The organism is Acinetobacter sp. ANC_7634 (assembly GCF_056779875.1).
The window spans coordinates 36,597-55,507 of record NZ_JBWYIT010000003.1 but is presented as its reverse complement, the minus strand read 5'-3'; the positions used below and the strand labels follow the sequence as shown (position 1 = coordinate 55,507).

The window sequence follows — 18,911 nt, the reverse complement described above, 5'->3', positions numbered from 1 at the left end:
GATTAGTGTCGTGCAGATTTTGATTCGTCAACTGCTTTCACAATGGGTGTTTTTACTAATGGTTTAGGCATAGAGGTTAATGCTAGTGGTAAAATTTCATCAATTGATTTTACAACTTTGATATCTAAACCTTCTTTCACATTATCGGGAATTTCGACTAAATCACGTGCATTTTCCTGTGGAATAAAGGCCATTTTTACACCGCCACGATGTGCAGCCAGTAATTTTTCCTTTAAACCACCAATACGCATTGCACGGCCACTCAAGCTAGTTTCACCAGTCATTGCAATATCAGGTCGAATCGCAATGCCAGTAAACGCTGAAACTAATGCTGTCGTCAAAGCAAGACCAGCTGAAGGACCATCTTTAGGCGTAGCGCCTTCAGGTAAGTGCACGTGAATATCGGTTTCTTCAAAGCGAGTAGAATCGATACCCAAAGCATCAGCTCGTGTACGCACTACGGTCATCGCTGCAGTAATAGACTCCTTCATAACATCACCTAAAGAACCAGTGGTTACAAATTTGCCTTTACCTTTCATTGCTGCAACTTCAATTGTCAGTAGTTCACCACCAACTGAAGTCCAAGCTAGACCATTAACACGACCGACTTGAGCTTCTTCTTCCGCCATACCAAAATCGAATTTATGCGGCCCTAAGTAGTCAGGTAGATTTGCCGAATTAACTTCAATTTGAAGATTTTTCGCTTTTTTACTAACCGCTTCTTTAACCACTTTACGTGCAATTTTAGAGACTTCACGCTCTAAACTTCGAACACCAGCTTCACGTGTATAGCGTTGTACGATATCTCGAATTGCTTCTTCGTGTACACTTAATTCCTTAGCACGTAAGCCATTATTCTTGATTGCTTTAGGTACTAAGTAACGCTCAGCAATATTGATTTTCTCTTCCTCTGTATAACCAGGAAGGCGAATGACCTCCATACGATCTAACAAAGCTTCAGGTATATTCATACTGTTTGCAGTACAAATAAACATGACTTCAGATAAATCAAGATCAAGATCGAGATAGTGATCGTTGAATTTGTGATTCTGTGAAGGATCAAGCACTTCTAACAAGGCAGATGCAGGATCACCACGATGATCTTGAGCCATTTTGTCAATTTCATCGAGTAGGAATAAAGGGTTTTTTACACCAACTTTAGAAAGTGATTGCACAATCTTACCTGGCATCGCACCAATATAAGTTCTGCGATGTCCACGAATCTCAGCCTCATCACGAACACCACCAAGTGCCATTCGAACGAATTCGCGACCTGTTGCTTTAGCTACAGACTCACCTAATGAGGTTTTACCTACACCAGGAGGACCTACGAGACACAATACTGGTCCACGTAGTTTTTTTACACGTGACTGAACAGCAAGATATTCAACGATACGTTCTTTAACTTCATCCAAACCATAATGATCAGCATCAAGAATATCTTGAGCTTTAGCAAGATTGATACTTACTTTGCTCGCCTTATTCCATGGTGTATCTAAAATAGTTTCGATGTAATTACGAACTACGGCTGCTTCACTCGATGCAGGCTGCATTGCTTTGAGCTTACGGAATTCACCTTCTGCTTTTTTACGAACATGCTCAGGAAGATCCGCTTCAGCTAAGCGTTTTTCTATCTCAGCAATGTCATCTTCAGCACCGCCATTCATGTCAGAAAGTTCACGCTGAATAACTTTCATTTTTTCATTTAGAAAATATTCGCGCTGATTCTTTTCCATTTGACGTTTTACATTGTCATGTAAATTTTGCTCAATCTGTTGTTCTTCAGACTGTTGAAGCAAATAAGTCATTAACTCTTGTAAATGAGCTTCAAATTCATCGTGTTCGAGGAATTTTTGTTTCACTTCGATATTTAACGGCACGCGTGTTGCGACGAAGAACATGAGTTGCAATAAATCATCGATTTTATTTGCAGCATTAATTAACTCACGCGCATTACGTAGTTTTGCTTCAGCGTATTGGCTGAAAAGACCACGTAATTCTTCGAGGCGAGTTTGTTGAGTTGCCGATTCCATACGGATCGTCATTGGGCTAAGGCTGTGCTCAGCTTCTAAATAATCGTTTTGATCGTAAATATTAATCAATTTAGAGCGATAAATACCCTCGATTAAAACCTTAATGCAGTTTTCATCGTTCTCATGATTTACGACTTGCACAATCTTCGCGACAGTACCGTATTGATATAAATTGTCGTGATCAATTTCTTCTGTAAGAGAATCTTGTTGAGCTACTACAAAAACTAAATTGTCACTGTTACGAGCTACATCAACTGCTTTAATCGATTTTTCACGGCCGACAAAAAGCGCAATTTGCATGTGTGGATAAACCACAACATCACGCAAAGCTAATAGCGGTAACACGCTAGGGGTCTGAAGTTCTAAGTTTTCTTCATTCATAATAATATCAGTCATGAGCACTCCTAATGAGTGACAACGGTGTTGCCATATTTTTATAGTGATGTGTAATTTAAAAAATACAAGGGTGAAAATCGATAAAATTCGATTTATTTCTACTAATCTTGATAAATTCAGTAGGATTTAGGGTTAATTAACATTCTCCGTTTGAATTTTAATCGTTTTTTAGGGGTGATTAACTCATCTAATGGCTGATCCCAAGGCTGGCGATTTAAAGGATCTAAAATTAATTGAAAGTCATGCGCTAAACCGATGCGATAGGGGTGATTGCTCGCATGCTTTAACGTTCTATCATAAAAGCCACCTCCCATGCCCATACGTGTTCCATGATGATCACACGCAACAAGGGGCATCAACAGTACATCAAGTTGTTTTACATTTTGCCCCAATCTATGCATAGGCTCATACATTCCCAATTTATGTTTAGTAAAACGTTTATTTAGATATTGATGCTTTGAAATTGGAACCCATTTTAAAGTTGAATCAAGTCTGGAGACTTTTGGGAGATAGACGACTTTATGCTTTGAAAAGCAATGCATGATTAGGATATGTGTTTGAACTTCACCGAATGCATCTAAATAAATCCCAATTTTTTGTGCAGATTTAAATTTAGAATGAGATTGGATTTTTGACAAAATCTGAAAAGCAGAACGTCGTTGCGTAAAAATTGAGAGTTGTCTTCTACGAGAACGTAGATTTTTTCTTAAAAGTTGTGTCTGCAACTGCATTTCAAACTGTACCAATCTAAGTGCATGTGTAAGGGTAAGTAGTTTATCGATTTTTACTCAGGTTTATTCAACCTGATTTGAATATTTTCGATAGTATATTTTTCATTTACTCTAGGTGTAACAAATAAAAGATTGGGGTCAATTTAATTTTTAATTGAAGCCGATAAGCTGAACTCTATCAGATCAATGAAGCTCTGATCATAAAGAATAGAAAAGGGAACGATAATGAAAAATAAAAAAAACGGTAGTCTATTTAAAAAGAGCAAGCATGCTTATCGTATGGTTATGCTCACGACAGTAATTAGTCTTTCTGGTCTAATCACAAATCATGTAAATGCTCAAACTAACTCTAAGTTGGATTTATCATTGTCCAGCCATTCTGTGAATAAAATAAAAAAACTACTGAATGATCCAAAAGTTTGGCAACAGATTCCGAAACAAGTCACCTTATGTGTGTATTCACCGAGCGGTGCTCATGGTGAAGCATTTGAGCAGGCGACGAGCTATATGAGTGAATTACCACGAATTGCTAAAGTTGCTCAAGATTTCGGCGTGCAAATGACGGTCAATCGTACGGCTAAGCTACAAATGCAGATAGATTTGAATTATCCAAAATTAAAGCAAAAAACATCCACTGAAGTTAATTTAAAAGTCTATACAGATGAACGGGTTTTAACTGAAGACTTTAGAAGTAAACGTTGTGATGGTGCTGGAATAAGTAATTTACGTGCTAAGCAATTCAACTCTTTTGTTGGAAGTATTGATGCAATAGGTGCAGTTCAAAACTATAAACAACTGACTAAAGTGATTCAGCTGTTAGCAAGACCTGAATTTGACTCGAAAATGGTCAATAAGGATTATGAGGTTGTCGGTATTGTGCCTTTGGGTGCTGCTTATATTATGGTAAATGATCGTAAAATTGATACTTTATCTAAAGCAGCTGGGAAAAAAGTTGCTGTAATGAGTTTTGACGCAACCCAAAAAAAATTAGTCCAAAATGTTGGTGCTCAACCAGTTTCAGTGGATTTAACTTCTGTAGGCGGAAAATTCAACAATAAGGAAGTTGATATTATCGCAGCACCTGCAATCTTATTTGAACCTTTGGAACTCTATCGTGGAATGACAAACAAGGGCGAGGTACGAGGCGCAATTATTCGTTTTCCACTGGTTCAAGTGACGGGTACATTGATTATGCATCGAAATAAATTTCCTGCTGGAATGGGGCCCATAGCAAGGGAGATTATTTCCAAGCAATTAACACCAGCTTATAAATTTATTGATCAAACTGAATCTAAAATTGATCCTAAATTTTGGATGAATATTAGAGATGCTGAGAAACCTGGATATTTGAAAATTATGCGCGAAGCTAGAATTCAGATGACAAAAGAAGGGCATTATCATCCTGAAATGATGTCTATCCTTAAAAAGATACGATGTAGTGATGATCCTAAGAATTATGAGTGTGCGCTTCAAGATGAGTAACTAATAATCTAAAAAATAGATGGTTTTTATAATTTTAATCGGTTTTATTTGTTTTTAGCCATGCTTTAAATTACCCACATATTGGTTCATGAGTAAATGTGAGATGAAAATTTTTATCGCAGTAGTTACTTATACTTTGTTGATAAGTGCATGCGCATATGATCCAGTGCATTATGAGCAGCTTAGAATGTCAGAGAACGCGCAACACATGGAATTAAATGGTTAAAAAAGCCCCCAGATGGGGGCTTTATGCCTATTTCTTTTTAACGATATCGCTCCAAGACACATTAGTTGGCACGCCTGAGTTAAAGCGAACTGATGCGGATGATGAATAATCTTTAGTTTGTTCAACGACAATCTTTTGATTGTACTCATCAATAATTTCTAACTTACCGCCTGCTTTCGGGTAAATTCTCCACCACTCTTTTTCGAATGGTTGAGTTACACTGAAGTTAAATGCATATGAAAAATTAGCATCTTTAGGTTGGCCAACGATTGTACCTTTACTTGACACACTTTGTAATTGATCATCAAAAAAACGGTATTCATAATCCTGTAGCCCCATATATTCCAATGTAGTGCTAGGGTTATTTTTATCTACAATCTGGAATTTTAAAGGATCTTTTACAGAATAAATTGCGCCATTAGAACCAACTGTATCTTTTACAATTTTACCAGTGACTAAATATAGTTTAGATGTATCAGTCCACGGTGTATAAAGCGCATTATTAAACTCAACTGTGGTAGAGCTTAATGTTTCAGTAAGCGAAATAGATCCTCCTTTAAATGTTACGACTTCCTTGCCGAAACTAGTTGCACAAGAATCATTACCACTTTTTAGCTTGATTGTTTGAGTAGTTCCACTTTTAGTGAGCTCAGTACAAATTGAATTTCTAAAAATTGTAAATGCACTTGTTCCTTGATCTGTTAATTCAATTACTCTACCTGTACGAGTAATGGGTCCATCACCCAATGTTTCGCCAATCATATGTCCTAATGCTTGATTAAATCGATCATCCATGACATTCAAAGATTCTGAAAAACCAAGCTTTTCTTTAAGTTTTGTTAAAAAATCCTTATCTTTAAAAGGTATAAATGTAGAGCTCACATCGCCTGGTTTAATATAATTATCATTTGGCGTGTCAAGCTTCGATTCACTTCCACCACCACATGCACTTAGTATTGCAGCAATACTCGCAACCCCAGCCAATTTTGCTAATTTAGACATATTCTCTTCCTTTAAATATAAATCTATTCTCATTGTTTATAATGTTTGACTAATAATATGAAGTCTTTAAACAATAAGAAGACATTAAAATGAAATACTTTTTGTGTAATTTCTATTATGGGGAATAATAATTTAAATTTTAGAAAAGTTACTAGGTCATTATTAACCAAATTTACAAATAATATGTCAATTTTTTTATATTGTTAAATATATATAAAGCAATAGGTTTAAATAATTAAATAATATTGAGAGTTAAGTATATTTGTTTTAGATTAGTGTCTAATAAGTTGTTTATAGTGAAAATAATGTGATAAAAATCAAAAATTATTAATATTGATTATTAATTTGGGATAAAGCGCAAGGATGTTTATTCAAAAATAAGAAAAAAGAGAAAATAAAATAAAGACTCCGGAGATGCCGCTGCATGTGTCGTTACCCTGAACCCGACGAGTTCAAGGTGGACGCGACGTATACTTGCTGGGTTTCCCACTCGAGGTGGGCATACGCTCTAAATATACAGAACACAATCCATAAGTTTAAGTATCGGCAGGGGAATAGACCCGCTGGCGAACATCCCAGAGTTAAATTAAGTATAACGAAATGAGTGAGATTGGCAAACCTTGGTGTACCCATTATTTGCGTGATAATTCACTCAGTAAAACTGACTGTGCAAACTTAGATCAAATTTATACAGTTTTTTCAACGTCTTCCAAGATTGTTGCAAGTAAGCGTTCACAATGAGAATATTCTTGTAAGGATTTGTTCATTGTTAAAACTTCTTGCATAAGCTCTAAAGCCACCATGATAACGAGCTTATTGTGTTCTACGTTAGGTGCTTTTCTACGAAATTCTTGAAATTTCTCATTCAGCAAATCACCAGCACGTTGTAAATCATCTTTCCGATCTTGAGTGGTTGAAAGTCTAAATGTTTGTTCAATTAGTCTTAACTCGACTGTAACGACTTCAGACATAATTATGCTTCCTCATTTTGTTCAGCCGGATTTTCTAATTGTTGGATTTCTTGGGCATGATGATCTTGATCAGTACCTAAAATGGCCAATCGTTGAATGATTTGCTCAACCTTAGTTTTAGCGAGTTCATTTTTTTTGATTAAACGTTGATTTTCAGCCTTCAATTCATCAATTTCTTTTTGAGCTTGACGTTGTTCAGCCAACATTTTTTCTTTGATGACTCTCAACTCATTCCTTTCAGCCAAGATTTCCTGAAATCTATTTTTTAAATCAGTACAACTCTTTTCTAAACGACTATAACGTTCTGCTAAAGCAGTAGCATCTTGATTTAAAGTTTTATAAATACCATCCAATTGATTGTATTTGTCATTTAGACTTTCAATCTGTTCTTGCTTTTGAGTGATGACGCTATTTTTTTGAGCAGTTTGAGTTTGATGAGTTTCCTGAAGTTCTTTCTGCTTAGCTTCAAGAGAACTATTCATTTGTTCGGTTTCGGACAAACGATGTTTAAGCGTGCCTAAATGCGTTTGTAAACGCTGTAATTGTTCTAACATAACGAGGTCGCGTAGTTTCGCAATCAAAGGTAATATATACAGAAGTATAGAGATTGGAAAAGCGAATGCAAGACGATATTTCAGGTTGGACAGATTGGAACCAACAATTCGGTTCAATTGAGGAAATTACTAGTCCTAGTGAGTTACATGGTCTACTTACAGGTATTGTTTGTGTAACTGAACCGCCATCTCATGAGGAGTGGATACAAATTTTGTCTACATTGAATGTGCCTCAATTAGAACCTACTGCGCTTAATTTACTGGCTGAGGAATCTGAAGATGTTTCGCATGCTTTATCAGAAGATGAATTAGATTATTTACCCATTTTGCCTGATGATGAACATGTATTGTCTGAGCGTGTTCAAGCTTTAGCAGATTGGTGTGCAGGAGTGGTATTGGGGTTTGGATTAGCGTCTGGGCATATTCGTGCTGATGAAGCTGAGTTGATTGAACACTTGCAAGATATTGCAGCAGTCGAGTTTGAAGATTCTGATAATGATGAAGAAGGTGAAATTAGCTATCAAGAACTTTATGAATTTGTTCGATTAATTCCAGTGAGTTTATCTGTTGGACGAACCAAGATTGCTGTTGAAGAAAGCTCATTACTGAAACATGTAAAACCAACAATTTCGAAAAAAAATGAGCAAAGTGTCGTTGAGATGTTTACACCTCATCGACCAAGTTGATTACATTTAATCAAGAGTACTACTTAACATATAAGTAGTACTGTATTTTCTTAAATTAAATAGCATAAGCTGCAGAAAAGATATGAAACTTACTCAATCAGATTTTCAAAAACGACGTGATCAATTAGCCGCTGAAATAGGCCTAAGAAGCATTGCAATTATTGCAACACGTGAAGAAATGTTTAGAAATCGTGATGCTGATTATAAATATCGCGCTGATAGTAGCTTTTTTTATCTAACGGGATTTGCAGAGCCTGAAGCAGTTGCTGTAATTGAAACATTTGATACTGAAGAAGAAGGTTATACCTACAGTTTATTTTGTCGTGAACGCAATCGAGAGATGGAAATCTGGACAGGTTACCGTGCAGGGATTGATGGTGCAGTCGATGATTATGATGCGGATGAAGCTTATGCGATTGATCTACTAGACGAAGAAATGATCGCAAAGCTTCAAGGAAAAGAAAGATTATTTTATAGAATTGGTCAACAAGCCAGTTTTGATGCAAAAATTACAAAATGGATTGCAGAAGCAAGTGGTGAAAGCCGACGTGGTACCGCTGCACCGACACAATTGATTCAGTTAGATACAATTTTAGATGAGATGCGTCTACACAAAGAGCCAAAAGAAATAGAGTTAATGCAAATCGCATCTGATATTTCTGCTCAAGCACATACGCAAGCGATGAAATCTGTACGACCAGGAATGATGGAATATGCTTTAGAAGCGGAGCTGAATTATATTTTTGGTAAAAATGGTTGTGTACCATCGTATAACAGTATTGTGGGTGGTGGTGAAAATGCTTGTATATTGCACTATGTTGAAAATAACAATCAACTTAATGACGGCGATTTAGTTTTAATAGATGCAGCTTGTGAATATGAATTTTACGCGTCAGATATCACTCGGACATTTCCAGTAAATGGTAAATTTAATCCTGAACAAAAGGCGCTTTATAATATAGTGCTTGATGCTCAAATCGCTGCAATAGATGCGGTTAGAATTGGTAACTCTTACAAAGAGCCACACTACGTTGCTGTTCGTATTTTAGTGCAAGGCTTGCTTAATCTTGGAATCATGCAGGGTGATCTCGATGAAATCATTGAGACAGAAGCCTATCGTCAATTTTATATGCATGGAACTGGTCACTGGTTAGGCATGGATGTTCATGACGTAGGGGCATATAAAGTCGATGGAGAATGGCGAACATATCAAGAAGGTATGGTGGTGACCATTGAACCAGGTTTATATATTGCCCCTGATGATGAAACTGTCGATCCAAAATGGAGAGGGATTGGTATTCGCATTGAAGATGATATTGTTGTCACTCAAGATGGACCGAGAAACCTGACTGCTAAAGTAGTGAAAACCATTGAAGATATCGAAGCCTTGATGGCGAGTTAACCATTTTCACAAATCTCAAAAGTCGATGGAAACATCGGCTTTTTTTTAAATGCCATATTCAATACTGAAAAATGAATTATGGCTTCATCTTCAATAACGCTAATTCATTATAAAAAGTAAAAACTTTATTGTAAGATGAATTTGATTAAGAGTTTATGTGTATGCAGCTATTGCTTGCTTTTATAAGGATCAAAACATGCAACAAGAAGTCATCATTGTCGGTGGTGGAATGGTCGGATTAAGCCTTGCTCTTATGCTGGCTAAAACTAACATTGCAGTGAAATTGTTAGAGGCGATCAGCTATCCTAACTATGATGATGCTAACCTTGCACCATATCATTCAAGTTTTGATGCCCGTAATAGTGCGCTGTCACGTCGAAGCGTGCAAATTTATCAAGAATTGGGAATTTGGGATTCACTGCAACAATATGCAACGCCTATTTTAGAAGTAAATATCACAGAAGAAGGAAGCTTCGGTAAGGCACGTTTAATCGCGGCTCAAGAGAAAGTAGAAAGCTTTGGCCAAGTGATTGAGAATGCATGGCTTGGACGAGTATTGTTATCCGAAGTCAAAAAAAATCCACTCATTGAGTTAATTGATGGTGTTCAAGTGACGTCGCTTAAACAGGATGAGAATTTAGCTTATCTCGAAGCATTAAAAGCGAATGAACATTTGCAGTTTAAATCCAAATTAGTCATAGCAGCAGATGGACGTGATTCTTTCTGTCGAAAAGCACTCGGTGTTGGTGCATCAGTGCATGATTATGATCAAGTGGCGATTGTCACTACAGTGCAGACATCCAAACCTCACTCCCATGTCGGTTTTGAACGTTTCAGCCCACTTGGTCCTTTAGCATTGTTGCCTTTACCTGGTGAATACCATCGCTCTGTTGTTTGGCCAGTGCCTAAAGGTACTGAGGGAGAGTGGTTAGGAGATGAAAATGATCAGCATTTTTTAGATGCTCTTCAAAAAACCTATGGCGACCGAGCTGGTAAATTTGAGAAAACTGGTCGTAGATTTAGTTTTCCTTTATCTCAAGTATTGGCTGAAAAACAAGCAGTAGGACGTGTTGTACTTATGGGTAATGCTGCTCATACCATTCATCCAGTCGCAGGTCAGGGTTTTAATTTGTGTATGCGTGATGCATATGTATTGACCCGATATTTAAAACAACAAGTCATCAAAAATGCCGATTTAGGTGAAGCTGCTGTACTGAAAGAGTATGAAAAATCTCGACTCAAAGATCAGCAACGTGTGATTAAGTTTTGTGATTCTGTGGTGCGAGGCTTTAGTAATCAAAATCCAATTCTAAAATTTGTGCGAAATACAGGTCTAATGTGCTTTGAAAATATTCCAGGTATTAAGCCACTCGTTGCCAATTATGCAATGGGGTTAAAAGCATGAATGATGCTATTTTAGATGTCGTGATTGTGGGTGGTGGTTTAGTTGGTGGATTAACGGCTTTATTGTTGGCTAAAGGTGGAGTTCAAGCGACTGTACTTGATGCAGCACCGATATTGGATCACGAGAAGACCTTAAAATCATTGAATCCTCGTGTACTTGCATTGAGTCAAGCCACTATTCATTTGCTTAAGCATGTTGATGTATGGGGTAAGTTAGCTCGTCAACAACCCTACACGGGAATGCAGGTGTGGAACAAAAATGGCTTTGGTGAAATCAATTTTGGAACATCAGCGCATTCTAAACCTGATCAAGCACAAATATTAGGTTCAATGGTCGAACCAAGTATCTTGAACCTTGCGATTCAGAGCATGATGATCGACCAGATTGATGATTACCGTACTCAGATTCAAGTGAAACGTATTGAGCAAGGAAATGGTTGTTGGATTCTTCATCTCGCTGATCAAACTCAATTGAAAACGAAACTTTTAATTGGTGCGGATGGTGCAAACTCATTCGTACGTGAACAAGCCATGATTGATTTGGATGTTTTGGATTATCATCAGGCTGGTATTAGCTGTGCGATCAAGACGGAACAAGCGCATCAACATGTTGCGAGACAAATCTTCTTAGAAACAGGGCCACTGGCTTTTCTCCCAATGGCAAGTTTAGAAGATCAAGAATATGGTCATTGGCAATCCATTGTATGGACTTTACCAGATGATTATGCAGACGAATTTGCGTCACTCTCAGATGAAGATTTTGTACAATTACTGACACGAGAGAGTCATCATATGTTGGGCAAAGTATTAGCCGCAACGCCTCGAGCAAAATTCCCACTGAAAGCACGAGCTGCTCAACGATATATTAAAAATGGCTTAGCGCTAATTGGTGATGCAGCCCATGTTATTCATCCACTTGCAGGTCAGGGGGTGAATATTGGTTGCCTTGATGCAGCAATTCTATGCGATGCGCTACTTTCGGACTACGCACGTGGCGTTTGGGCTCATGAGCAAACTTTATTGAAATATGAGCATCGCCGTAAATTTCAAAACGATGCCATGATGCATAGTATGTCTATGATTGGGTGGATGGAATCTGCTCCTGTTTTTCCTATTGTTTGGGCGAGAAACTTTGGTTTGAAACAAGTTGAAAATATCAGTGCGTTAAAATCGGCGTTTACGTCGCAAGCGAATGGTTTGAGTCAGCTCAGTAATACAAGATATCAAGTGAATTGAAATCTGATCTAAAAAGAATCATCAGTATATATTTTTTTACCAATATGATTAAAAAATATACAAATGAGGTGCTTTAGATACTATGCGAACGATAAAGAGCTTGATACATTTCTCTAAAAATCAAAGCACGTTCCAATCAGGTGCGTGAAAACATTGATGGGGAGTTTGAAATGACAGACGCAAATGATTTTGATGACAACGAAGACAGTGTTGTAGACGAAAATGAATCACAAGCAGCAGAAAAAGGTGCGGCCGTAAGTGACGTTACTGTATCTGATGCCGATGTCGCGGAAGCTGAAACATTAACAGTGACAGCTAAACTCAAACAACGTCAGGCACTGGAAGATGAAGTTGCTGCTTTTCTAGCACGTGGTGGTCGTATTACTGAAGTTCCACCTGATGAATCAATAAAAGATTAATAAAAAAAGCACCATCAATATGGTGCTTTTTTTATTTTGCTTAATCATTCGCACCACTGAGCTCTAGCGCGCGTTGATATGCGACTTTCTTTTTGATTCCGGTGAGATCAGCTGCAAGTTGAGATGCTGCTTTTACAGATAAATCTTGCAATAAGCGATTGAGTAATTTATCTAATTCTTCTTGATGCATGTCTTTTTCAGTGGCTGCTCCAGCAATGACCAGTACAATTTCACCTTTTTGCTGGTGATGATCATTTGCAATAAATGATTGTAAATCTCCAAGGGTCATTTTTTTGATTGTTTCGAAGGTTTTGGTAATTTCACGTGCAAACCCGACTTCACGGTCAGCCCCGAACACAGAGACCATATCCGTTACAGAGTCTAGGATTCGATGTGGTGCCTCATAGATGATCATGGTATGCGTGTTGTCTTTCAGTTTATTTAATTGAATAAGACGTTGTGATTGTTTCGAAGATAGAAATCCTTCAAAACTAAAGTGATCACTGGGTAGACCTACAGCGCTTAATGCTGCAATAGCTGCACATGCACCTGGAACAGGAACGACACGAATACCATGCTCCTGAGCTGCACGAACCAATTTAAAACCAGGATCACTAATCAATGGTGTACCTGCATCACTGACGAGTGCAACATTTTCACCATTTTTTAACTTATCGATAATTATATCAATTTTGTTACTTTCATTGTGATCATGGCACGCTGTAAGCGGAGTTGAGATATTATAGTGTTTCATTAAAAGAGCGGACTGACGTGTGTCTTCTGCCGCGATAAGAGAGACAGACTTTAAAACATCAATTGCTCTATAAGTCATGTCATCTAAGTGCCCAATTGGCGTCGCTACAACAAATAACTGAGCACTCATAAGGTTTCTCCATGTTGGATCTATTAAGAATAAAAAAAGAATTCATTGGTATTGGCTTATGTGGAATGATTTTCCAAGCCCAAGCGGAAGTATTGGTTATTTTACCTGATTCAGGCCCTATGGCGCGAGCAAGTAATAGTATTAAAAATGGTATTGATGAGGCTTATCAAAAGTCTAAAAGTGAAATGCCAATCAAATATGTCAATTCGGATCAAAAACGATTAAAAGAGATCCTAAAGATGCAAGTCAGTCAAAACACCAAACTTATTATTGGTCCATTAGCCAGACAGGATGTCGAAGCAATAATGAAAGAACCGCTTAAAATTCCTGTTTTAGCACTGAATGAAGTTCCTTCTAAGCATGCAAAAGTGTGGCAGTTTAGTTTATCGAAAACTGATGATGCTCAAGTTTTAATTAAACAGATTGAAAAGGATCGAGTTCAACATCTCTATATATTGCGTGAGTCTGGTACTGAGTCTGAGAGCTTAAGCTTTGTAAATGCCGTGTTTAAAAATTTTCATGGTAAATTTTCTCTAGTCCAACAATTGCCTGATATAAAGTCAAATGAAGGGGTGTTGCTTTTAGGCAGTATGGCGTGGATCAACTCATTGAAGAATAAGCCTTCAAAACGATTGTATGTTCAGGCTTTTGCTATTGATCATAATATGGATATTCCGAAGGGAACTAAATTCTGTGATGTACCAGTCATGGTTCAATTTTTAAAAAAAACTAATCAAACAACAGAAAATACTGCTGCATTTCAACGTCTTAATGCCTTCGGTCAAGATGTTTGGCGTTTGGCGGATTTGATGTTGAAAACGAAGAATCCTGATCAAATATCAATTCAAGGTCAGACCGGGCATTTGAATTTTAAAGAGCATCGGATCGAAAGAAAACCTGCGTGCTTCGAGAAAACATGGTTTAGATTAAAAAATATTTAAGAGGACTTAAATGGATGAGTTCTCAACAATTAGGTATATGGGCTGAAGACCAAACTGAAAAAATCTTGATCTCACAGGGTTATATTGTGCTGGCTCGAAATTTTCATTCTCTTTATGGTGAGATAGATCTGATTGCTCAACGTGATCTTGAGCTTATATTTGTTGAGGTCAAAGCCAGATCAAAAACAACCTATGCTTCAGCCCTAGAATCAATATCATCGAGCAAGCAAATTAAAATTGCGAAAACAGCAATGTCATTTCTTCAAAAATTTCCAAGCTATACAGAGTTTTATTATCGTTTTGATGTGTTTTGTTTTGATTTTCATAAAAAAATTGCAAAACCGTTACAGCATGAAATTTCTGATATGGATTATGATCTCGAGTGGATTGAAAATGCATTTACAATAAATGCAGACTTGATTAATCTATGAACCGAATGAGCTAAGCCATTTCCAACAATAGAAAAAATTCAAGTTTCACGAGGAGACGGATTGAGTGTTGAAGCGTATTGTAATTTCGATGGCGTGTGTTGCTAGTCTTTCAGGCTGTGCAAGTTTTATTTCAGGTGGAACTGGCGCAGAACCAGTTGGGGTGGTGAGTGGAGCTCGTTCTTTAGGTCAGGTATTTATTGACTCTTCAATTGAACGTACAGCAAAGATCAATTTATACAAATTGGATGCTCGTTTTAAACAATCTCGAGTCAATGTGAATAGCTTTCACAGTAATGTCTTGTTAACAGGTCAAGTGCCTGATGCGCATTTGAAACAGTTAGCAGAAGATAACGTTCGAGCGATGAGTGATGTGAAATCTATTCATAATTACATCACAGTTGGTCCTCAAATTGGTTACTCTACCATCATGCAAGATGCGACTGCGACAGCGAATACACGTGGCTTAATTATGCGTGCGCCAGTTGTTTCAGACAGTAAAGTCTTGGTTCATACTGAAGATGGCGTGTTATATGTGATGGGACGCTTAAATACAGCTGAAGAGCAAGATCTCATTGAAGTTTTACAACGAGTAGGGAATGTCACGAAAATTGTTACTTTGATTGATAACGTGGAATCTGCTCAAGTAGGCGCAGGTGTTCAATCATCATCACTTATGAACCCTTCAGCGGTGAGTACTCAACCTTATGTTGAAACACCCGTTGCAATTGATCCTGATGCTGGTGTTAGTTACCAATAATGTCGAATAAGATTGCGCAATTTTTTCCGAAATCAGTTCAGTTAAAACTTACCCAGTTGAATCAAAAACTGAATGCTTTTCGCCCATATAATTTGGGTGGTTTGGCATTAAATCAATTGACCTCAAATAAAGGCTATTCTGTAAAAAGAAATATTGCTTATGGTCTTAAAGCTCGGCAACGACTGGATCTTTATGTTTGCCAAGCGCCAGCGAATAAACCTTTAGTTATATTCGTGCATGGTGGTGCATGGAGTAGAGGAAGTAAGGACGATTACAAGTTTCTTGGAGAAAGTTTGACACGTGCTGGATATAACCTCGCCGTAATAAACTATCATCTGGCGCCAGAACATATTTTTCCTCGTTACGTAACTGACCTTGCAGATTCAATTCAATATTTAATCAAAAGTGCTGATAAATATGGTATTTGTGCAGATCAAATAGCGCTTATCGGACATTCTGCTGGTGCTTTTAATGTGATGTCACTGATTTACCATCCTTCATTCATTGACTTTGAAGGACGAGATCGAATTAAAGCGTTGATTGGTTTGGCTGGACCCTATCACTTTAACTATCTAGGTGATCATTTATCTGAACATGCATTCGATAAAGCAGTAAATTTCAAAGCGGTGATGCCATACTATTTTGTAGAGAAAAATAATATTCAGCACTATATTTTTCTAGCAGATCAAGATACGTTGGTAAAAGATCATAATTCTGAAGAGATGCATCAAGCACTGTTAGCTGTAGAGAATCATAGCCAGCTCATTCGGGTGCCTCGTACTGGACATGTATCAATCATGGCAACAACTGCCACATTATTTGATCGACTCTTCAAAACTCGATCTCTCATCCTGAAAGTTTTAGAAGAGTCCTTCAAATAAATCTATAACGATTCGGATTTGATTTATTCAGATTTGAAAGGAGTATTGTGAATGACATGTTGAATCATGGCATGCGCAATACTTCCTGCAAATGGAATTTCTGGTAAGTCATCAAATTTAAAGAATTGGGCATCACTAATTTCATCTTCTTGAAGCACAATTTCACCTGAATCATACTCGGCTCGAAAAGCAATCATTAAATTACTTGGGAATGGCCAAGGTTGGCTGGCAAGATATTGAATATTTTTAACGTTTAGACCAATTTCTTCCATGGTTTCGCGTTGCACAGCCTCTTCTAAAGTTTCACCAACTTCGACAAAACCTGCAATCAAACCATACATATTGGATTTATTTTTTGCATTTTTCGCGAGCAAAATTTCATTGTCACCTCGTGTAATTACCGTAATGACACAAGGTTGAACACGAGGGTATTGGTGATAATTACATGCTGGGCAGATCATGGCATATTCTGAACGGTGCACATCTGTTTCTGTACCGCAATGACTGCAAAATTTATGATTACGACGCCATTCTAATAATTGAACTGCTCGACTCGCTTGTTCAAATTGTTGCTTAGACCATTGAGTGATCAACTGTCGGATTGGCACAAGTTGATAACCTTTAGGAATTGCTTCTTCAATATGTAGATCTCGTGCAATTACTTGATCACCAGATTGGAAAATCAGATCACTCTCTAAACGTTCAACACGTGGTAATTGGAAGTTTTCATCGACGAGAAGTTGATGTTGTTTAAAAATATAAGCAACAGAGAGTTCAGACATTAGGCAACCGCTTTAATTTTTTGACTGCTGATGAGTGCAGTCTCAGATACTGATTTATGAATAGGATAATCATACTTCAAGCCATCAAGATGAAGTTCTAGACTGGCAAGCACATCTAGAATGTGCTGAAGTTGTTGGTGGGTGAGTGATTTCTGAATATCGTAATAGTGTTCAACCGCCTCAGCACTATTTTTTAGCGCATTACTTAATATTTGAGCATCAAGAAATAGAGCAGCACCGCTTAATTGTCTTAAATTGGTTGTGATGTTTAATAAATCATTTGTGTCTTGAGCATCATTGTTTTGAAAAAGTTTATCACCTAGTTCTTGCAAGAGAATTCGAGCTTCTTTTTGCAGCGTTTCATGCGCATCATCTAACCGATCCAGTGATATATTCATATTATTCACATCAAGTTGAATGCGAGTTGGTGCAAAATTTCGCTTCAAAATCCCGATAGAGTTCATAGCCGACAGCATGCTGTTCATTAATCGTTGAGCAAAATCGGCATTTTGTTGAATATAGGTTCGATGAAAATGCTCTGCTTGCAGTTTCATTTCTGCATAAGCTTCATTAAGATTCATCACTAAAAAGATATTTGCCATACGATAGAGCTTTAAGCGAATATCTAAAATTTGATCGTCAGTAAAACTTTGATAGTGACTTTCAATATCTAACCTTAATTGATTCAATTCTTCTGTAATCAAGTGAGCAACGGTATCGATTGTTCTTTGATCAGGTCCAAACAGATGGCGACTAAAAATTTGTAGTTGAACATCAGTCAAAATGTTGTCCGAGATTTGAAAATACTCACGAAGCATTTGTGAATCGTAGTTTTCTTGGCTAATACAAATCGCTAAAGCATCAGCAAAGTCAGTTTCATCGACCTGAAAATGCTGGGGTGCATTTAAAAACTCTCGGATCTGACTGCCAACTTTAGCCAACCATTTTAGGCGTGCATCACTGAGAATGAGTTGGTCAAGTTGATTAAATGCGATTTGCATTAGAAGCCAATATTGTTGACTCGGTGTTTCAAGAGAGAGCAGTGCTATATGATCTACAATGAGTTTAAAACGATCAAAATCGTCTTCAGTTTCATTTTGCGTTACTAATTTTATTAAACAATCTTTATATAGTGTATTCCAATAATCAGATGAATTAATCTGATTCGATGAAGCTTGCGGTGTTAAAGTTAATTGTTTCTGAGTGGTCTGAATTCCATTACCCAAAGCTGTGCAAGGGATGTTCAATACTCGCTCAAGATGGTTAAGTGTATCTAAGAGAAATTGGGGGACATCGACTTCACGTAAGCAAATAAATTCGATATATCGCTTTAGCATCGTTGTACCATCACTTAATGCAGCAGCGTATTTCAGGTTTTTTGCAGTTGGATTTTGCATCATCTTTGACATGACTTGCGCACAGTAGTGTGCAAGTTTTGCGAGATGAGGAAGCTCGATCATGGCAAAAACTTGATTGGATTGTTCAAGTCGAATGAATGCGTCATCTATCCCAAAAGGAAGTGTTTGATCCTCAATAAGCTCTGATACTGTATTTTCGACCTGATCGATGATTTGATCAATTTCTTTTTTAACAATAAGTAATGCTGTAGGGTCAAAATAAATTGAACTTTGATAAGACATCGATCGAAACCTATGTTGGCCGTTAATTTTGCTCAGAGCCCAGATAAGGGGAAT

At 37.4% G+C, this 18,911-nt stretch carries 18 protein-coding genes and 1 other RNA gene; 10 read left to right on the top strand and 9 right to left on the bottom strand.

Translation table 11 applies throughout. The features are described from left to right. Positions 1-2: 2 nt before the first annotated feature. Positions 3-2,429, bottom strand: coding sequence for an endopeptidase La (gene lon, locus AC1M9A_RS05285; RefSeq protein WP_481609792.1), 2,427 nt, complete (start codon positions 2,427-2,429; stop codon positions 3-5). 116 nt (positions 2,430-2,545) lie between these two features. Then, positions 2,546-3,160, bottom strand: a complete 615-nt coding sequence (locus AC1M9A_RS05280; RefSeq protein ID WP_481609791.1) for a 5-formyltetrahydrofolate cyclo-ligase — start codon at positions 3,158-3,160, stop codon at positions 2,546-2,548. A 225-nt stretch (positions 3,161-3,385) separates the two neighbouring features. On the opposite strand from AC1M9A_RS05280, the gene AC1M9A_RS05275 reads away from it, so the two are divergent. Continuing rightward, entirely contained in the window at positions 3,386-4,642 is a 1,257-nt protein-coding gene (locus tag AC1M9A_RS05275) for a putative solute-binding protein (RefSeq protein ID WP_481588933.1), read from the top strand. A 253-nt stretch (positions 4,643-4,895) separates the two neighbouring features. Here AC1M9A_RS05275 and AC1M9A_RS05270 read toward each other — a convergent pair whose 3' ends face one another. The 4 genes from AC1M9A_RS05270 to AC1M9A_RS05255 all read right to left on the bottom strand — a co-directional run bounded on the left by AC1M9A_RS05270 (position 4,896) and on the right by AC1M9A_RS05255 (position 7,395). Continuing rightward, a complete protein-coding gene (locus AC1M9A_RS05270; RefSeq protein ID WP_481607591.1) occupies positions 4,896-5,870 on the bottom strand; it encodes a hypothetical protein in 975 nt (324 codons plus the stop codon). A gap of 401 nt (positions 5,871-6,271) precedes the next feature. After that, positions 6,272-6,455: non-coding RNA, 6S RNA (ssrS, locus tag AC1M9A_RS05265), on the bottom strand. A gap of 101 nt (positions 6,456-6,556) precedes the next feature. Next, the gene (locus tag AC1M9A_RS05260) at positions 6,557-6,841 is read right to left on the bottom strand and encodes a cell division protein ZapA (protein ID WP_180027932.1); all 285 of its coding nucleotides are present in this window, start codon (positions 6,839-6,841) and stop codon (positions 6,557-6,559) included. Positions 6,842-6,843: 2 nt separating this feature from the next. Then, a complete protein-coding gene (locus AC1M9A_RS05255) occupies positions 6,844-7,395 on the bottom strand; it encodes a hypothetical protein (protein WP_035269763.1) in 552 nt (183 codons plus the stop codon). A 65-nt stretch (positions 7,396-7,460) separates the two neighbouring features. On the opposite strand from AC1M9A_RS05255, the gene AC1M9A_RS05250 reads away from it, so the two are divergent. The 5 genes from AC1M9A_RS05250 to AC1M9A_RS05230 all read left to right on the top strand — a co-directional run bounded on the left by AC1M9A_RS05250 (position 7,461) and on the right by AC1M9A_RS05230 (position 12,542). Further along, positions 7,461-8,081, top strand: a complete 621-nt coding sequence (locus tag AC1M9A_RS05250; protein ID WP_092766815.1) for a UPF0149 family protein — start codon at positions 7,461-7,463, stop codon at positions 8,079-8,081. Between the two features lie 82 nt (positions 8,082-8,163). After that, complete coding sequence (gene pepP, locus AC1M9A_RS05245; RefSeq protein WP_481609790.1) at positions 8,164-9,483, top strand: Xaa-Pro aminopeptidase; 1,320 nt, start codon at positions 8,164-8,166, stop codon at positions 9,481-9,483. 196 nt (positions 9,484-9,679) lie between these two features. Further along, entirely contained in the window at positions 9,680-10,888 is a 1,209-nt protein-coding gene (locus AC1M9A_RS05240) for an FAD-dependent monooxygenase (RefSeq protein ID WP_481609789.1), read from the top strand. Then, positions 10,885-12,123, top strand: a complete 1,239-nt coding sequence (locus tag AC1M9A_RS05235) for an FAD-dependent monooxygenase (protein ID WP_481609788.1) — start codon at positions 10,885-10,887, stop codon at positions 12,121-12,123. Before AC1M9A_RS05240 ends, AC1M9A_RS05235 begins: the two co-directional genes overlap by 4 nt. Positions 12,124-12,293: 170 nt before the next feature. Next, positions 12,294-12,542: a hypothetical protein gene (locus tag AC1M9A_RS05230; RefSeq protein WP_035269751.1), complete on the top strand. Its 249-nt coding sequence runs from the start codon at positions 12,294-12,296 to the stop codon at positions 12,540-12,542. A gap of 40 nt (positions 12,543-12,582) precedes the next feature. Here AC1M9A_RS05230 and rsmI read toward each other — a convergent pair whose 3' ends face one another. Then, positions 12,583-13,425, bottom strand: coding sequence for a 16S rRNA (cytidine(1402)-2'-O)-methyltransferase (rsmI, locus tag AC1M9A_RS05225; RefSeq protein ID WP_481595865.1), 843 nt, complete (start codon positions 13,423-13,425; stop codon positions 12,583-12,585). Between the two features lie 11 nt (positions 13,426-13,436). Between rsmI and AC1M9A_RS05220 the strand changes: the two genes are divergently transcribed. The 4 genes from AC1M9A_RS05220 (at position 13,437) to AC1M9A_RS05205 (ending at position 16,435) form a co-directional block, all read left to right on the top strand. Next, positions 13,437-14,366, top strand: a complete 930-nt coding sequence (locus AC1M9A_RS05220) for a penicillin-binding protein activator (protein ID WP_481609787.1) — start codon at positions 13,437-13,439, stop codon at positions 14,364-14,366. A gap of 14 nt (positions 14,367-14,380) precedes the next feature. Continuing rightward, on the top strand, positions 14,381-14,797 hold the full coding sequence (locus AC1M9A_RS05215; RefSeq protein WP_180027924.1) for a YraN family protein: 417 nt from the start codon (positions 14,381-14,383) through the stop codon (positions 14,795-14,797). Between the two features lie 64 nt (positions 14,798-14,861). Next, a complete protein-coding gene (locus AC1M9A_RS05210; RefSeq protein ID WP_035266827.1) occupies positions 14,862-15,554 on the top strand; it encodes a BON domain-containing protein in 693 nt (230 codons plus the stop codon). Continuing rightward, positions 15,554-16,435, top strand: a complete 882-nt coding sequence (locus AC1M9A_RS05205; protein ID WP_092766808.1) for an alpha/beta hydrolase — start codon at positions 15,554-15,556, stop codon at positions 16,433-16,435. Before AC1M9A_RS05210 ends, AC1M9A_RS05205 begins: the two co-directional genes overlap by 1 nt. Positions 16,436-16,458: 23 nt before the next feature. Here AC1M9A_RS05205 and nudC read toward each other — a convergent pair whose 3' ends face one another. Together nudC and AC1M9A_RS05195 are read right to left on the bottom strand one after the other, a co-directional pair. Beyond that, positions 16,459-17,217: an NAD(+) diphosphatase gene (gene nudC, locus AC1M9A_RS05200; RefSeq protein ID WP_481608714.1), complete on the bottom strand. Its 759-nt coding sequence runs from the start codon at positions 17,215-17,217 to the stop codon at positions 16,459-16,461. Then, positions 17,217-18,857, bottom strand: coding sequence for a chemotaxis protein (locus tag AC1M9A_RS05195; RefSeq protein ID WP_481609786.1), 1,641 nt, complete (start codon positions 18,855-18,857; stop codon positions 17,217-17,219). Before AC1M9A_RS05195 ends, nudC begins: the two co-directional genes overlap by 1 nt. Positions 18,858-18,911: the final 54 nt, after the last annotated feature.

What these genes read in the sequence shown, in the direction of transcription:
- AC1M9A_RS05220 (WP_481609787.1), top strand. Translation starts at nt 13,437, where the DNA reads ATGTTGGATCTATTAAGAATAAAAAAAGAATTCATTGGTATTGGCTTA.
- lon (WP_481609792.1), bottom strand. Translation starts at nt 2,429, where the DNA reads ATGACTGATATTATTATGAATGAAGAAAACTTAGAACTTCAGACCCCT.
- AC1M9A_RS05250 (WP_092766815.1), top strand. Translation starts at nt 7,461, where the DNA reads ATGCAAGACGATATTTCAGGTTGGACAGATTGGAACCAACAATTCGGT.
- AC1M9A_RS05260 (WP_180027932.1), bottom strand. Translation starts at nt 6,841, where the DNA reads ATGTCTGAAGTCGTTACAGTCGAGTTAAGACTAATTGAACAAACATTT.
- AC1M9A_RS05255 (WP_035269763.1), bottom strand. Translation starts at nt 7,395, where the DNA reads ATGTTAGAACAATTACAGCGTTTACAAACGCATTTAGGCACGCTTAAA.
- pepP (WP_481609790.1), top strand. Translation starts at nt 8,164, where the DNA reads ATGAAACTTACTCAATCAGATTTTCAAAAACGACGTGATCAATTAGCC.
- AC1M9A_RS05230 (WP_035269751.1), top strand. Translation starts at nt 12,294, where the DNA reads ATGACAGACGCAAATGATTTTGATGACAACGAAGACAGTGTTGTAGAC.
- AC1M9A_RS05195 (WP_481609786.1), bottom strand. Translation starts at nt 18,857, where the DNA reads ATGTCTTATCAAAGTTCAATTTATTTTGACCCTACAGCATTACTTATT.
- rsmI (WP_481595865.1), bottom strand. Translation starts at nt 13,425, where the DNA reads ATGAGTGCTCAGTTATTTGTTGTAGCGACGCCAATTGGGCACTTAGAT.
- AC1M9A_RS05240 (WP_481609789.1), top strand. Translation starts at nt 9,680, where the DNA reads ATGCAACAAGAAGTCATCATTGTCGGTGGTGGAATGGTCGGATTAAGC.
- AC1M9A_RS05275 (WP_481588933.1), top strand. Translation starts at nt 3,386, where the DNA reads ATGAAAAATAAAAAAAACGGTAGTCTATTTAAAAAGAGCAAGCATGCT.
- AC1M9A_RS05205 (WP_092766808.1), top strand. Translation starts at nt 15,554, where the DNA reads ATGTCGAATAAGATTGCGCAATTTTTTCCGAAATCAGTTCAGTTAAAA.
- AC1M9A_RS05235 (WP_481609788.1), top strand. Translation starts at nt 10,885, where the DNA reads ATGAATGATGCTATTTTAGATGTCGTGATTGTGGGTGGTGGTTTAGTT.
- AC1M9A_RS05280 (WP_481609791.1), bottom strand. Translation starts at nt 3,160, where the DNA reads ATGCAGTTGCAGACACAACTTTTAAGAAAAAATCTACGTTCTCGTAGA.
- AC1M9A_RS05215 (WP_180027924.1), top strand. Translation starts at nt 14,381, where the DNA reads ATGAGTTCTCAACAATTAGGTATATGGGCTGAAGACCAAACTGAAAAA.
- AC1M9A_RS05270 (WP_481607591.1), bottom strand. Translation starts at nt 5,870, where the DNA reads ATGTCTAAATTAGCAAAATTGGCTGGGGTTGCGAGTATTGCTGCAATA.
- nudC (WP_481608714.1), bottom strand. Translation starts at nt 17,217, where the DNA reads ATGTCTGAACTCTCTGTTGCTTATATTTTTAAACAACATCAACTTCTC.